We start from the raw sequence: 12,806 nt of genomic DNA, 5'->3' as shown, positions 1-12,806 counted from the left end.
GTCAGCGCTCCCGCAGAAAGCCGAGGTGCAGCGCGTCGAAGGTCGCGGCGTCCTCGTACTGCGGCCAGTGCCCGCACTCCCCCATGACTTCGAACCGCGCGCCGGGGATCATCGCGGCGATGCGCTTGCCCTCGGTGACGTCGGCGGTGGGGTCGTCGCTGGTCCAGAGCACCAGGGTGGGCGCGGTGATGCGGCCGTACTCGTCCGGGCCGAGCAGGTTGCGCTGCCGGATCTCCGGGTCCTGCAGCGCCATGATGTCGCGCATGGCGTCGACGAAGCCGGGCTGCCGGTAGATGCGCTGCCTGCTGGCCACGATGTCGTCGTAGCCCTTGGACTTGTCCGCCATCAGCCACTTGATCCTGGCCTGCACCGTCTCCCAGGTGGGGTCGGCGGCCGCGGCCATGGAGAGCGTGATGATGCGCTGCATGACCACCGGGTCGGCCTGCGAGCCGCCCGCGGTGTTGAGCACCAGCCGGTGCACCCGCTCCGGGTGGTCGATGGCGAACCGGGCCGCGACCCAGCCGCCCAGCGACTCGCCGCTGATCGAGGCGGTCGCCACGCCGATGGCGTCCAGGAAGGCGGCGAGGTGCGCCACGTAGTGCGGGATCTCCAGCGGGTGGCCCGGCCTGCCGGTGTAGCCGTGCCCGAGCATGTCGATCGACCAGGTGTCGAAGTGCTCGGCGTGCGCGGCGAGGTTGCGCACGTAGGCCTCGGCGTGCCCGCCCGACCCGTGCAGCAGGATCAGCGTCGGCTTCCCCGCGCCGCCCGCGCGCAGGTAGCGGGTCCGCACGCCCCCGGCGTCCAGGTAGCCCTGTTCGAACGCGACCCCCTGGAGGTCGCTCCAGATGCTCTCGTACTCCGACAACGCGTGCTTCCCTTCTGGTTTCAGGATTCGACGGAGGTGCCGGTGGCGGCGGCGTGCCCGGCCCGGTAGCCGAAGACCAGGCCGGGGCCGATGGTCCCGCCCGCCCCGCCGTAGGCCCGCCCGGTCGCGCCCGCCATGGCATTGCCGACCGCGAAGAGGCCGGGGATCACGGCGCCGCTCACGTGTTTGACCCGGCCGTCCTCGTCGGTGCGCGGGCCGCCCTTGGTGCCCATGGCCCCTGCGGTCACCGGGACCGCGTAGAACGGTGCGGTGTCGAGCGGCCCCAGCGTCCTGGCCCAGGCGGGCTCGGCGTCGGGGTCACCCCAGTACCCGTCGTAGGCGCTGTCCCCGCGACCGAAGTCCGGGTCGGAGCCGTTCGCCACGTTCGCGTTCCACTGCTCGACGGTGGCGACGAGGCCGTCCGGGTCGGCGCCGATCCGCTTCGCCAGCTCGGGCAGGTCGGCCGACTCGTTGAACCACTCCGGCACCGCGCCGCCCGGCGGCACCCCGAGGAAGCCGTACTTCCGCAGGTGCTCGGCGTCGAAGACGATGTGGCCGGGGTCGTTGACGTAGCCGCCGCGCGGATCCAGGTAGTGGAAGGCGCCGACCATGGCGTTGTACTCGCCCGCCTCGTTCACGAAGCGCCGCCCGGCCCGGTTGACGATGATGCTGCGCGGCCGGGTGCGCTCCAGCCGGACGCTGCGGCTGCGCGGCTTCCCCTCGATGGTGTCGCCGGGAATCTGCACCACCGGCACCCACCACGCCTCGCTCATGGTGCCCAGCTCGGCGCCGAGCGCCATGGCCAGCCGCAGCCCGTCGCCGGTGTTGTTCGGCGGCGAGACCGGGCCGCGCATGGGGCCGCGCAGGTAGGCGCGGACCAGCTCGGGGTCCCACTCGAAGCCGCCGGTCGCGAGGATGACCCCGCGTCGGGCGCGCACCGTGGAGATCCCCGCTGCGGTGGCGATCCTGACCCCGGTGACGGCCCCTTCCGCCGTCACCAGCTCGACCGCGCGCGCCCTGGTCCGTGGGACGACGCCCGCCGCGAGCACCCCGCTGAGCAGCCCGCCGATCAGCGCGGCGCCCGCCACCACCAGGTCGGCATTGGCGTCGGTGACACCGGCGTTCAGCCGGGCCCTGGTCTCGGCGTCGAAGCCGACATTGCTCCAGTCCGCCGGGAAGGTGGTGATCCGCTCCCGCCAGGCGCCGAGGCGGTTCAGGTCGAAGGCGATCGGGCTGAGCGAGCGGCCGCCGCCGGGGCGCCCGCCGGGCAGCTCCGGCTTGTAGTCCGGGAAGCCGTCGGCGATCTCGAACCGCACCGCGCTGTGCTCCTCCACGAACGCGACGGCCGCGCCGCCGGTCCGCACGAAGGTCTCGACCAGCGGGACGTCCATCGACCCGAACGACTGCGCGTCCAGGTACGCCATGGCGTCGGCGACCGTGAGCGGCCCGTCCGGCGCCCGGTCGTGCGCCGGGATCCAGGCGATGCCGCCGGAGACCGCGCTGGTGCCGCCGACGGTCTCGGCCTTCTCGTACACCGCCACCGAGGCGCCCGCCACGGCGGCGGAGAGCGCGGCGGTGAGGCCCGCCGCGCCGCTCCCGAGCACCACGACGTCGACCTCGGTGTCCCATGCGGGGGTTCCGGGCTGAGCGGGGGTCGTCATGAAATCTCCGTTCGCAACTGAGGAGAATAGTATTCTCCTCATCGTGATGTGGCAATGCCCCGCCGAATGAGGTGTTTCTGCACCTTGCCGCTCGCGGTGCGCGGGAACTCGTCCGCCGCGTACACCCGCTCCGGCCACTTCTGCCTGGCCACGCCCGCCGCCGCGAAGTGCGCGGCGACCTCGTCGACGGTCGGCAGCCCATGCCCCGGCCGCAGCCGCAGCACCGCCCCGACCACCTCGCCGAAGCGGGTGTCCGGCACCGCGACCACCGCCGCCTCGGCCACCGCGGGCAGCCCGGCCAGCACCTCTTCGACCTCCACCGCGCTGACGTTCTCGCCGCCGCGGATGATGACGTCGGATTTGCGGTCGGTGACGGTGAGGTGCCCGTCCGGGTGCAGCACCCCGATATCGCCGGTGCGGTACCAGCCGTCGGCGTCGAAGGCGGCGGCGGTGAGTTCGGGGTCGGTGTAGCCGAGGCAGAGATCGGGGCCGCGGCTGAGGATCTCGCCGTCGTCGGCGAGCCGGATCTCCACGCCGGGCATTGGCCTGCCGTCGGTGTAGAGCCGCTCGTACTCCGGCGCGTGGTAGCGCGAGGTGGTGATCGAGGGGTGCTCGGTGCTGCCGTACGCGCGGAAGGGGATCAGCCCCAGGTCGGCCAGGCCGCGGGTGACCGAGGGCGGCACGGTGGAGCCGCCGAGCCCGACGTAGCGCATGTGCGCCATGTGCTCCGGGGAGAAGTCCGGGTGCTCCATCAGGCTGGTGACGAAGTACGGCGGCCCGCCCCCGACCGAGAGGCCGTCCGAGCGCATGAGCGCCAGCGCCCGCCCCGGGTCCCAGACATCGGTGAGGTGCACCGGCTTGCCGTGCAGCACCGGGATGAGGAAGGCCGCGAGCATGCCGATGAAATGGCCGACCGGGGTCGCGGTGAGCTGGGCGCCGCGGTCCAGCCGGTTCTGCTCGGCCAGCTGCCGCGCCTCGCAGCCCAGCGTCTGGTGGCTGTGGATCACGCCCTTCGGTGCGCTGGTGGTGCCCGAGGTGAAGGCGATGAGCGCGGGTCCCGCGGGGTCGGCGGGGAGCGCGCCCTCGAGCGGCTCGTCGGCGAGCAGTGCGTCGAAATCGACCGCCGCCGAACTGCTCTCACCCGGCGTGACAGCCCCATCCGGCGCGGCACCCCCGCCCGCCGCGGCAGCTCCGCCCGGAGCGGCAGCTCCGCCGACGATCCCGACGACCGGCACCTTTGCGCTCACCGCCGGATCGAAGACCAGCCGCCCGAAGCTCGCCGCCGTGATGAAAACCTTCGGCTGCGTCACCCCGAGGATGTGCGTGAGCTCGCGCGCGCCGTAGAAGTGCACCACCGGGACGGTCACCGCACCGAGGAAGGCCGCGGCCCAGAAGGTCGCCGCCGCCTCCATCCAGTTGGGCAGCTGGAACACCACGGTGTCGCCGGGCCCGACCCCGCGCGCCCGCAACCCGGCCGCCAACCGCCGCGCCACCCCCTCCACCGCGCCGAAGCTGCCCGAGAACGGCCGTACCTCGGAGTGCACCCGGAACGGCAGCGCGCGCAGCCCGGCCAGATCGCGGGTGAGCTGCTCCCCCAGCGTCTCCGGGCGCCACCAGCCCGCCGCCTCGTACCCGGCCCTGAGCTCGTCGGGAATGGTTCGCATCGCGGGATCGCCTCCGAAATCGGTGAAAACGTCATTCTCTTCTGAGGGTAATAACACATTCGCCACGCTGGACGCATTCGCGCCGATCAGCGCCTCGACCTGCCCGAAAAGTCCGGAAACCTTGCGAGATTTCGCGCGAGGAGAGTAGCGTTCTCCTCGATGGCGAGGTAAATTCTCGTCCGAGAGGTCACGGGAAAGGGACAGCTGTGGGACGTGTCGAAGGCAAGGTCGCGTTCATCACCGGCGCGGCGCGCGGTCAGGGGCGCAGCCACGCGGTTCGCCTCGCCGAGGAGGGCGCCGACATCATCGCGGTCGACCTCTGCGAGGACATCGCGACGGTCGGGTACGCACTGGCGACCCCCGAGGACCTGGAGGAGACCGCGAACCTGGTCGCCAAGACCGGTCGCCGGGTGGTCACCGCGAAGGCGGACGTGCGCATCGCGTCCGAGCTGCAGAAGGCCGTCGACGACGGCGTGCGCGAGCTGGGCAAGCTGGACATCGTGGTCGCGCAGGCCGGCATCGCGGGCATGAAGGGCGAGCCGCAGCTGCAGGCCTGGACCGACGTGATCAACACCAACCTGATCGGCACCATCAACGCCATCCAGGTCTCGCTGCCGCACCTGCGCGAGGGCGGATCCGTCATCGCGACCGGCTCCACCGCCTCGCTGATCGACATCTCCAAGGTCGACCAGCCGGGCAAGGACCCGGGCGGCATGGCCTACGTGCACTCCAAGCGCGCGCTCACCGCCTACGTCTACGAGCTGGGCAGGCAGCTGGCGCCGCGCGGCATCCGCGCCAATGTGGTGCACCCGACGAACTGCAACACCCCGATGCTGCAGAGCGAGCCCATGTACCGCTCGTTCCGGCCGGACCTGGAGCACCCGACCCGCGCCGACGCGGAGCCGGTCTTCGCCGTCCAGCAGGCCATGCCCATCCGCTACGTCGAGCCCGAGGACATCAGCAACGCCGTCGTCTACCTGGCCTCCGAGGAGTCCAGGTACGTCACCGGGTTGCAGCTGCGGGTCGACGGCGGCGGCTACCTGAAGTGGTACGACTACCACATCTGAGCTGAAGAGGATTCCATCGTGACCATCGACGAGAGCCTCGCAGGCGAGGACCGCAAACGGGTCAGGTACCAGTTCGACCGGCACACCCCCGAGTACCGGCACCGGTTCCAGGAGATCACCGAGGAGATGCAGGGCAAGTGCCCGGTCGCCTGGTCCGACACGCACGACGGCCACTGGGTCGCGGCGAGCGCGGACGCGGTCTTCGAGCTGGCCCGCTGCCCGCACGTCTCCAACGACCACGACCTGCACGGGGAGCGCAAGGGGTACCAGGGCATCTCGATCCCCAAAGCCAGGCGCGCCTCGGTGGTGCGCGGCGGCATCCTGGAGATGGACGACCCCGAGCACCGGATCTACCGCTCGGTGCTCAACCCCTACCTCTCCCCCGCCGCGGTGCGGCGCTGGGAGCCGGTGATCGACGAGATCGTGCGGGCCGCCCTCGACGAGCACATCGAGTCCGGCCGCATCGACTTCGTGGACGACCTGGCGAACATCGTCCCGGCCGTGCTCACCCTGGCCATGCTCGGCATCCCGCTGAAGCGCTGGTCGCTCTACAGCGAGCCGGTGCACGCCGCCGTCTACACCCCGGAGAACTCGCCGGAGGCGGCGAAGGTGGCCGAGATGCACCGGGCCATGGGGATCGACCTGCTCACCAGCCTGGTCGAGATCAAGGAGAACCCGCGCCCCGGGCTGGTGGACGGCCTGTGCAGGCTCCGGATCGACGGCGAGCCCGCCCCCGACCTGGAGCTGCTCGGCATGCTCGGGCTGATCATCGGCGGCGGCTTCGACACCACCACCGCGCTCACCGCGCACTCCCTGGAATGGCTCGCGGAGAACCCCGAGCAGCGCGAGCTGCTCAGCCGGGAGCGCGAGGAGCTGCTGGACCCGGCCACCGAGGAGTTCCTGCGCTACTTCACCCCGGCGCCGGGCGACGGCCGCACCATCGCCGCCGACGTCGAGCTGCAGGACACCGACTTCCGCGAGGGCGACCGGCTCTGGCTCTCCTGGGCCATGGCCAACCGGGACCCGTCGGTCTTCCCGGACCCGACCGAGGTGGTGCTGGACCGGAAGGGCAACCGGCACTTCAGCTTCGGGCTCGGCATCCACCGCTGCATCGGCTCCAACGTGGCCCGCACGGTCTTCAAGGCCATGCTCACCGCCGTGCTGGACCGGATGCCGGACTACGTCTGCGACCCGGCGGGCACGGTGCACTACGAGACGATCGGCGTGATCCAGGGCATGCGCAAGCTGCCCGCAACCTTCACGCCGGGCAAGCGGCTCGGCCCCGGCCTGGACGAGACCCTGGACACACTGCAGCGGATCTGCGACGAGCAGCAGCTGGCCGCCCCGGTGACGGAGCGCCCGGACGTCGCGGTGATCGACTGAGGCGAGAGAGCGATCGGATGAGAGAACTGCCCGACGGCACCCGCACCCCCGTCGTGGACGCGAGCGTGCACGTCTTCTTCGCCTCGAACGCCGACCTGCGCGGCTTCCTGCGCGAGCCGTACCGCAGCCGCGGCATCCCCGATGCCGAGATGGACTGGTACGGCGCCCCGGGAGGTGAGTACGCGCAGGGCACCCGCGGCCCGGCCAAGCAGTACCCGGGCTCGGACCCGGAGCTGGTGGCCGCGCAGCTCTTCGACGAGCGCGGGGTCGACGTGGCGGTTCTCCATCCGATGACCCGCGGCATCCTGCCGGACCGGCACCTCACCACCGCGGTGCTGGCCGCGCACAACGAGATGCTGGTGACCCGCTGGCTGGACGGCCCGCACGCCGACCGGTTCCGCGGCACCATCCGGGTGAACCCGGACGACGTGCCCGGCGCGCTGCGCGAGATCGAGCGCTGGAGCTCGCACCCCCGGGTGGTGCAGCTCGGCATCCCGCTGCAGTCCATGGCGCTCTACGGCAAGCCGCAGTTCTGGCCGATCTGGGAGGCCGCAGCGGCGGCCGGGCTCCCGGTGGCCGCGCACATCGAGACCGGCGAGAGCATCGCCTTCCCGCCGACCCCGTCCGGGCATACCAGAACCTACGAGCAGTACCTCGGCTTCATGGCGCTGAACTACGTCTACCACCTGATGAACATGATCGCGGAGGGCGTCTTCGAGCGCTTCCCGGAGCTGAAGTTCGTCTGGGCGGACGGCGGCGCCGACCTGCTCACCCCGTTCACCTGGCGGATGGACACCTTCGGCAGGCCGCACCTGGAGCAGACCCCGTGGGCGCCGAAGATGCCGAGCGACTACCTGCCCGGCCACGTCTACTTCGTGCAGGGCAGCCTGGACGGCCCCGGCGAGACCGAGTTCGCCGCCGAGTGGCTGGACTTCACCGGCAAGGACGACATGCTCATGTTCGGCTCCAGCTACCCGCACTGGCACGCGGGCGACGCGCTCGCCCTGCCCACCGGGCTGAGCTCGGAACAGCGCGCGAAGCTGCTCTGGCGCAACGCATCCGAGCTGTACGGCATCGACATCATGGCCCCCGCGTGAGAAGGAGTAGTCCATGACACTGGCGCATCAGCAGCAACCGGCGGCCGTGGCCGATCAGGTCGCCGTGCGGGTGGTCGACTCCGACGTGCACCCGGTGCCGCGGCGCCGGGAGCTGGTCGAGTACATCCCGGAGCCGTTCCGCAGCAAGCACTTCCTGAGCCACCGGGTCGGCGAGACCATCATCTACGACGCCCCCGACTACGCGCACTCCTACGCCATGCGGGTGGACACCTTCCCGAAGGACGGCGAATTTCCGGGCAGCGACCCGGAACTCGCGCTGCAGCAGCTCATCATCGAGGCGGGCTCGGACATCTGCATCCTGGAGCCGACCGTCAAGGCGACCCGGCTGCCGGAGGCGACCCAGGCGCTGGCCACCGGCATCAACCACTGGCTCGCCAACCACTGGCTGGACCCGGTCAACAACCGGCACCAGCGCTGGCGCGGCTCGATCTGCGCCGCCATCGACAATGTGGACGGCGCGGTGCGCGAGATCGAACACTGGGCCGGGCACCCGTTCATGTCGCAGATCCTGATCAAGGCCGAGCCGCGGCCGTCCTGGGGCGACCCGCGCTACGACCCGATCTGGGCGGCCGCCGTGCGACACGACCTGGTGGTGAGCTGCCACCTGGGCCGCGGGGCGTACGAGACCATGCCCATGCCGCCGGTCGGCTTCCCCAGCTACAACCACGACTTCATGGTCACCTACTCGCTGCTTGCGGCGAACCAGATCATGAGCCTGATCTTCGACGGCGTCTTCGACCGCTTCCCGGCGCTGCGGATCGTCTTCGTGGAGCACGCCTTCACCTGGATCCTGCCGCTCATGTGGCGGATGGACGCCATCTACGCGGCGCGCAAGTCGTTCGTGGACATCAAGCGCAAGCCGTCGGAGTACGTCAAGGAGCACATCCGGTTCACCACGCAGCCGCTGGACTACCCGGAGGACAAGACCGAGCTGACCAGGGCGTTCGAGTGGATGGAGGCGGACCGCATCCTGCTCTACTCCTCGGACTACCCGCACTGGACCTTCGACGACCCGCGCTGGCTGGTCAAGCACCTGCCGGAGCACGCGCGCGAGCGGGTCATGTTCCGCAACGGCATCGAGACCTACCACCTGCCGGAGTTCGTGCCCGCGATCGCGGGGCAGAGGCGGGTGTTCTGAGGTGGCGGAGTCCGAGCGCCCGCGGCTGGCGCAGGGGCGGGAGCACGTCGTCGCCACCGTGGACGAGATCCCGCCGGGCGAGTCCAAGGTGGTGCCGATCGGCAGGCACGGGGTCGGCGTCTACAACGTGGGCGGCACCTTCTACGCCATCGCCAACTACTGCCCGCACGAGGGCGGGCCGCTCTGCGCGGGCCGGGCCCGCGGCCGGACCGTGGTGGACGAATCGGTGCCCGGCGACGCGGTCATGGTGCGGGACAAGGAGTACATCTACTGCCCCTGGCACCAGTGGGGGTTCGAGCTGGCGACCGGGACCACCGCGGTGAAGCCGGAGTGGAGCATCCGCACCTACCCGGTGCGGGTGGACGGCGCCGACGTCATCGTGACGGCGTGAGTATCGCTGTGTCGCCGCGGCGGGCGACCGGCAGCGCGCCCGCGGGGCGGCACAGAAGGGGCATCCGATGCCATCGGTCGTGGTGAACGGCGGCGCTGTCGTCTACGAAATCCTGGGCGAGTCCGGCGAACTGATCGTGCTGACGCCCGGTGGGCGGTTCGGGATGGACATCCCCGGGCTGCGCCCGCTGGCCGAGGCGCTGGTGGCGGGCGGGTACCGGGTCCTGCTCTGGGACCGCCCCAACTGCGGCGCCTCCGACGTCCAGTTCTACGGGCAGAGCGAATCGCACATGCGCGCCGAGACGCTGCACGGGCTGCTCACCGCGCTGGACACCGGCCCGGTGGTGCTGGCGGGCGGGTCGGGCGGCGCCCGCGACTCCATGCTCACCGCGATCCTGTACCCCGAGCTGGTCGCGAAGCTCGTGCTGTGGAACATCGTCGGCGGCATCTACGGCACCTTCAACCTGGGCGCCCACTACGTGCTGCCCAGCCTGCAGGTGGTGCGTGGCCTCGGCGTCGAGGGGTTGCCGCGCATGCGCGAGTGGCGCGAGCTGATCGCCGCCAACCCGGGGAACGAGCAGCGGCTGCTCGCGCTTGACCGGGACGAGTTCGTCAAGCTCTCGCTGCGCTGGCTGAACGCCTACGTCTCGAAACCGGGGCAGACCGTGCCCGGCGTCGACGACGAGCTCTTCGACCGGATCATCGTGCCCACGCTCATCATCCGGGGCGGCGCGCACGACCTGGACCACCCCAAGCGCACCTCGCTGGAGGTGAGCTGCCTGATCGCGGGCTCGCGGCTGATCGACCCGCCGTGGCCGGAGGACGCCTGGGAGCGCGCCGTCGAGGACCGCGCCCGCAAGCGGGTGGACCGGTACAACCTGTTCGACACCTGGGTGCTGGCCGCGCCCGCCATCCTGTCCTTCCTCGACGGCTGAGCTCACCGGGTATGGATGAACACCTCGCAGTTGAGCGACGCCTCCATGGCGGTGTGGATCCGGCTCTCCGGCACCCGCTCCAGGTCGGCGCGGTCCAGCAGCACGTGCACCACGTCGAAGCCGTCGGCGTCCGGCTCGCGGCGGATCTCGCCGCGCAGCCCGAACCCGGCGAGCACGCCGTGCGCATCGTCGTCGGTGCCGCGGCTGACGTAGGTGACAACGCCGGGCACCGGCTCGGTGCCGAACGCCCGCGCGCAGGCGCGCACCGCGGCCCGCACGGCCGCCTCGGTGTCACCGGTCTCGATGTGCACCTGGAGCTCCCGGCTGCCCGCCGAGCCGAGCACGTCGGCCGGGATCCCGGTCAGGTGCGCGCGCAGCGCGGTGAGCCCGTCGGTGAGCCGGGCGGGCGACAGCTCGCCGGTCGGGTCGACGTCGATACGCACCACCGCGGTTCTCATACCGGCCAGCCTAGCGGCCGTTTCTCCTCCGGAAGAGGTTGTCATGCAGGACATTTTCGAACGGTCCTCGTTCCGGGTCGGCGGCCCGGCGCCGGGGCTGGAGCCGCGGCTGCTGCGCGCGGGCGGCGCGGACCTGGCGGGGTACCTGGCGGCAGGCGGGTACCGGCAGGCCGGTGACCCGGAGGCGCTGCTGGAGCAGGTGCGGCGCAGCGGGCTGCTCGGCCGCGGCGGGGCGGGGTTCCCGCTCGCGGTGAAGCTGGCCGGAGTGCGGAAGCGGAGCGGCGGGGGTGCCGTCGTGCTCGCCAACGGCGAGGAGGGCGAGCCGGCCTCGGTCAAGGACAAGTGGCTGCTGCGGCACCGGCCGCACCTGGTGCTGGACGGGGTGCGGCTGGCCGCCGGGGTCGTCGGGGCCGGGCGCGCGGTGGTCTACCTCTCCGACCGGGCCGCGGCGCGCAGCGTCGACGCCGCGCTCACCGAAACCGACGCCGCCGGGATCGAGGCGCCCCCGATCGAGCTGGTGCTGGTCGACCCCACCTACGTGGCCGGAGAGGAGACCGCGGCGGTGCGGGCGGTCGACGGCGGCCCCGCACTGCCCAGCGACAAGCCGCCGCGGCCCTTCGAACGCGGCGTCGCCGGGCTGCCCACCGTGGTCAGCAACGTGGAGACCCTTGCGCACCTGCCGTTCGTGCACGCGCACGGCGGCGAGGCGTTCCGCGCGGTCGGCACCGAGCCCTCCCCCGGCACCTTCCTCGCCACCGTCACCGGCGGCGGCCGGCCCGCCGCGCTCTACGAACTCCCGCACGGCCTCCCTTTCACCGAACTGCTGGCGCTGCACGGGGTCTCGCCGGACGCCGTGCGCGGCGCGCTCACCGGCGGCTACTTCGCGGGCATGGTGGACCGCGGCATCCTCGACGCCACCCTGGAGCACCACGCCCTGCGCGCGCTCGGCGGTGGGATGGGCTGCGGCGCCTTCGCGCTCATCACCACCGAGTGCCCGGTCGCCGTCGCCGCGGCCGTGCTGGAGTACTTCGACCGGCAGAACGCGGGCCAGTGCGGCTCCTGCTGGAACGGCACCGCCGCCATGGCCGCCGCCGCGGGCGCGCTGCGCGACGGCCGCGCAGGCGAGGAGGACGTGGCCCGGCTGCGGCGCTGGTCGGTGGTGCTCCGCGGCCGCGGCGCCTGCGGCACCCTCGACGGCGCCACCAACGCCGCCGCCACCCTGCTCGCCCGCTTCGCCCCCGACGTCGCCGCGCACCTGTCCGGCACCTGCCCGACCTGCTCGGACGGCCCGTACCGCGCCGAACGCCCCTTCGAGGTGGACCCGGAGGTCATCCCGTGAAGATCCGCCTCGACCGCACCCTCTGCGACGGCTTCGGCATCTGCGCCCGCCACGCCCCGAAGCACTTCTCCCTGGACGACTGGGGCTACGCCGCCCTCGAAGGCGACGGCTCGGTGCCCCCCGCCGAGCACGACGGCGTCCTGCGCGCCCTCCTCGACTGCCCCGTGCACGCCATCCTGACCGTCGACAACCCGGAGGTGACCCCGTGAAGGTGGCCGTCAACTGGACCCTCTGCGAGAGCAACGGCGTCTGCGCAGGCATCGCCCCCGAGGTCTTCGACCTCGACGACGAGGACAACCTGCACGTCCTGCACGAGGAGGTGCCCGACCCGCTCGCCGCCGGGGTGCGGGAGGCGGTCGCCCAGTGCCCCCGCGCCGCCCTCACCGCCACCGAATAGCGCCGAACCGCACACAGCCGATGGGCTAGGATCCGGGCTATGCGATACGGGGGGATCGACGGCTCGGCCTTCGGGGCCGCAGCGTGAGTTCGGAATTCACGGCGGACCTCGAGCAGATCGACGCCATCATTGCCCGGCTGTCCGCACTCGCGGGCTTCATCGGTGCGAACCTGGACGAAATCGACACTCGTGTCGCCGCGTTGACCGGCACCAGTTGGGACAGCACTGCTGGGCGGGCGTACGCCGATGTGCACCGTGAATGGGCGACAAGCGCACGAGAATTCGTGGAAGGTGTCCGCACCATGAGTGACGCGGCGAGGCGAGCGCACGAAGACCTGACCTATGCCGTGGATCTCAACCGAAGAATGCTCGACGGGGGCTGATCGCGGTG

Annotated in this window: 14 protein-coding genes; 10 read left to right on the top strand and 4 right to left on the bottom strand. The window is 71.8% G+C overall.

Translation table 11 applies throughout. From position 1 onward, the window contains the following. Position 1: 1 nt before the first annotated feature. The 3 genes from ACFUUZ_RS21535 to ACFUUZ_RS21525 are packed head-to-tail and all read right to left on the bottom strand — an operon-like array spanning position 2 to position 4,190. Positions 2-865, bottom strand: coding sequence for an alpha/beta fold hydrolase (locus ACFUUZ_RS21535; protein ID WP_378698865.1), 864 nt, complete (start codon positions 863-865; stop codon positions 2-4). Between the two features lie 20 nt (positions 866-885). Beyond that, positions 886-2,526, bottom strand: a complete 1,641-nt coding sequence (locus ACFUUZ_RS21530; RefSeq protein ID WP_378698863.1) for an FAD-dependent oxidoreductase — start codon at positions 2,524-2,526, stop codon at positions 886-888. Between the two features lie 38 nt (positions 2,527-2,564). Then, the gene (locus ACFUUZ_RS21525; protein ID WP_378698861.1) at positions 2,565-4,190 is read right to left on the bottom strand and encodes an AMP-binding protein; all 1,626 of its coding nucleotides are present in this window, start codon (positions 4,188-4,190) and stop codon (positions 2,565-2,567) included. Between the two features lie 206 nt (positions 4,191-4,396). Here ACFUUZ_RS21525 and ACFUUZ_RS21520 point away from each other — a divergent pair, with 206 nt between their 5' ends. From ACFUUZ_RS21520 to ACFUUZ_RS21495, 6 genes are all read left to right on the top strand, one after another. Next, positions 4,397-5,257: a mycofactocin-coupled SDR family oxidoreductase gene (locus ACFUUZ_RS21520; protein ID WP_378698859.1), complete on the top strand. Its 861-nt coding sequence runs from the start codon at positions 4,397-4,399 to the stop codon at positions 5,255-5,257. 18 nt (positions 5,258-5,275) lie between these two features. After that, on the top strand, positions 5,276-6,640 hold the full coding sequence (locus ACFUUZ_RS21515) for a cytochrome P450 (RefSeq protein ID WP_378698857.1): 1,365 nt from the start codon (positions 5,276-5,278) through the stop codon (positions 6,638-6,640). A 17-nt stretch (positions 6,641-6,657) separates the two neighbouring features. Then, complete coding sequence (locus ACFUUZ_RS21510; RefSeq protein ID WP_378698855.1) at positions 6,658-7,737, top strand: amidohydrolase family protein; 1,080 nt, start codon at positions 6,658-6,660, stop codon at positions 7,735-7,737. A gap of 13 nt (positions 7,738-7,750) precedes the next feature. Next, the gene (locus ACFUUZ_RS21505) at positions 7,751-8,896 is read left to right on the top strand and encodes an amidohydrolase family protein (RefSeq protein WP_378698853.1); all 1,146 of its coding nucleotides are present in this window, start codon (positions 7,751-7,753) and stop codon (positions 8,894-8,896) included. A gap of 1 nt (position 8,897) precedes the next feature. Then, entirely contained in the window at positions 8,898-9,287 is a 390-nt protein-coding gene (locus ACFUUZ_RS21500; protein WP_378698851.1) for a Rieske (2Fe-2S) protein, read from the top strand. Positions 9,288-9,354: 67 nt separating this feature from the next. Then, entirely contained in the window at positions 9,355-10,221 is an 867-nt protein-coding gene (locus ACFUUZ_RS21495) for an alpha/beta hydrolase (protein WP_378698849.1), read from the top strand. A 2-nt stretch (positions 10,222-10,223) separates the two neighbouring features. On the opposite strand, the gene ACFUUZ_RS21490 is transcribed toward ACFUUZ_RS21495, so the two are convergent. Continuing rightward, complete coding sequence (locus ACFUUZ_RS21490; RefSeq protein WP_378698847.1) at positions 10,224-10,679, bottom strand: hypothetical protein; 456 nt, start codon at positions 10,677-10,679, stop codon at positions 10,224-10,226. A 43-nt stretch (positions 10,680-10,722) separates the two neighbouring features. Between ACFUUZ_RS21490 and ACFUUZ_RS21485 the strand changes: the two genes are divergently transcribed. The 4 genes from ACFUUZ_RS21485 (at position 10,723) to ACFUUZ_RS21470 (ending at position 12,798) form a co-directional block, all read left to right on the top strand. Further along, a complete protein-coding gene (locus ACFUUZ_RS21485) occupies positions 10,723-12,018 on the top strand; it encodes an NADH-ubiquinone oxidoreductase-F iron-sulfur binding region domain-containing protein (protein ID WP_378698845.1) in 1,296 nt (431 codons plus the stop codon). Next, positions 12,015-12,227, top strand: coding sequence for a ferredoxin (locus tag ACFUUZ_RS21480; RefSeq protein WP_357022507.1), 213 nt, complete (start codon positions 12,015-12,017; stop codon positions 12,225-12,227). Before ACFUUZ_RS21485 ends, ACFUUZ_RS21480 begins: the two co-directional genes overlap by 4 nt. Next, positions 12,224-12,415 carry a ferredoxin gene (locus ACFUUZ_RS21475; RefSeq protein ID WP_378698843.1) on the top strand — a complete coding sequence of 64 codons (192 nt, stop codon included), beginning with the start codon at positions 12,224-12,226 and terminating at the stop codon, positions 12,413-12,415. Before ACFUUZ_RS21480 ends, ACFUUZ_RS21475 begins: the two co-directional genes overlap by 4 nt. An 83-nt stretch (positions 12,416-12,498) precedes the next feature. Next, positions 12,499-12,798, top strand: coding sequence for a WXG100 family type VII secretion target (locus ACFUUZ_RS21470; protein ID WP_378698840.1), 300 nt, complete (start codon positions 12,499-12,501; stop codon positions 12,796-12,798). The last annotated feature ends 8 nt before the right edge of the window (positions 12,799-12,806 follow it).

This window comes from Nocardia sp. NPDC057353 (assembly GCF_042667085.1).
In the GTDB taxonomy this organism is placed as follows: domain Bacteria; phylum Actinomycetota; class Actinomycetes; order Mycobacteriales; family Mycobacteriaceae; genus Nocardia.
This window is presented reverse-complemented; position numbering and strand designations above follow the sequence as displayed.

Coding starts and splice junctions, on each gene's coding strand:
- ACFUUZ_RS21530 (WP_378698863.1), bottom strand. CDS start 2,526: ATGACGACCCCCGCTCAGCCCGGAACCCCCGCATGGGACACCGAGGTC.
- ACFUUZ_RS21525 (WP_378698861.1), bottom strand. CDS start 4,190: ATGCGAACCATTCCCGACGAGCTCAGGGCCGGGTACGAGGCGGCGGGC.
- ACFUUZ_RS21510 (WP_378698855.1), top strand. CDS start 6,658: ATGAGAGAACTGCCCGACGGCACCCGCACCCCCGTCGTGGACGCGAGC.
- ACFUUZ_RS21505 (WP_378698853.1), top strand. CDS start 7,751: ATGACACTGGCGCATCAGCAGCAACCGGCGGCCGTGGCCGATCAGGTC.
- ACFUUZ_RS21495 (WP_378698849.1), top strand. CDS start 9,355: ATGCCATCGGTCGTGGTGAACGGCGGCGCTGTCGTCTACGAAATCCTG.
- ACFUUZ_RS21490 (WP_378698847.1), bottom strand. CDS start 10,679: ATGAGAACCGCGGTGGTGCGTATCGACGTCGACCCGACCGGCGAGCTG.
- ACFUUZ_RS21485 (WP_378698845.1), top strand. CDS start 10,723: ATGCAGGACATTTTCGAACGGTCCTCGTTCCGGGTCGGCGGCCCGGCG.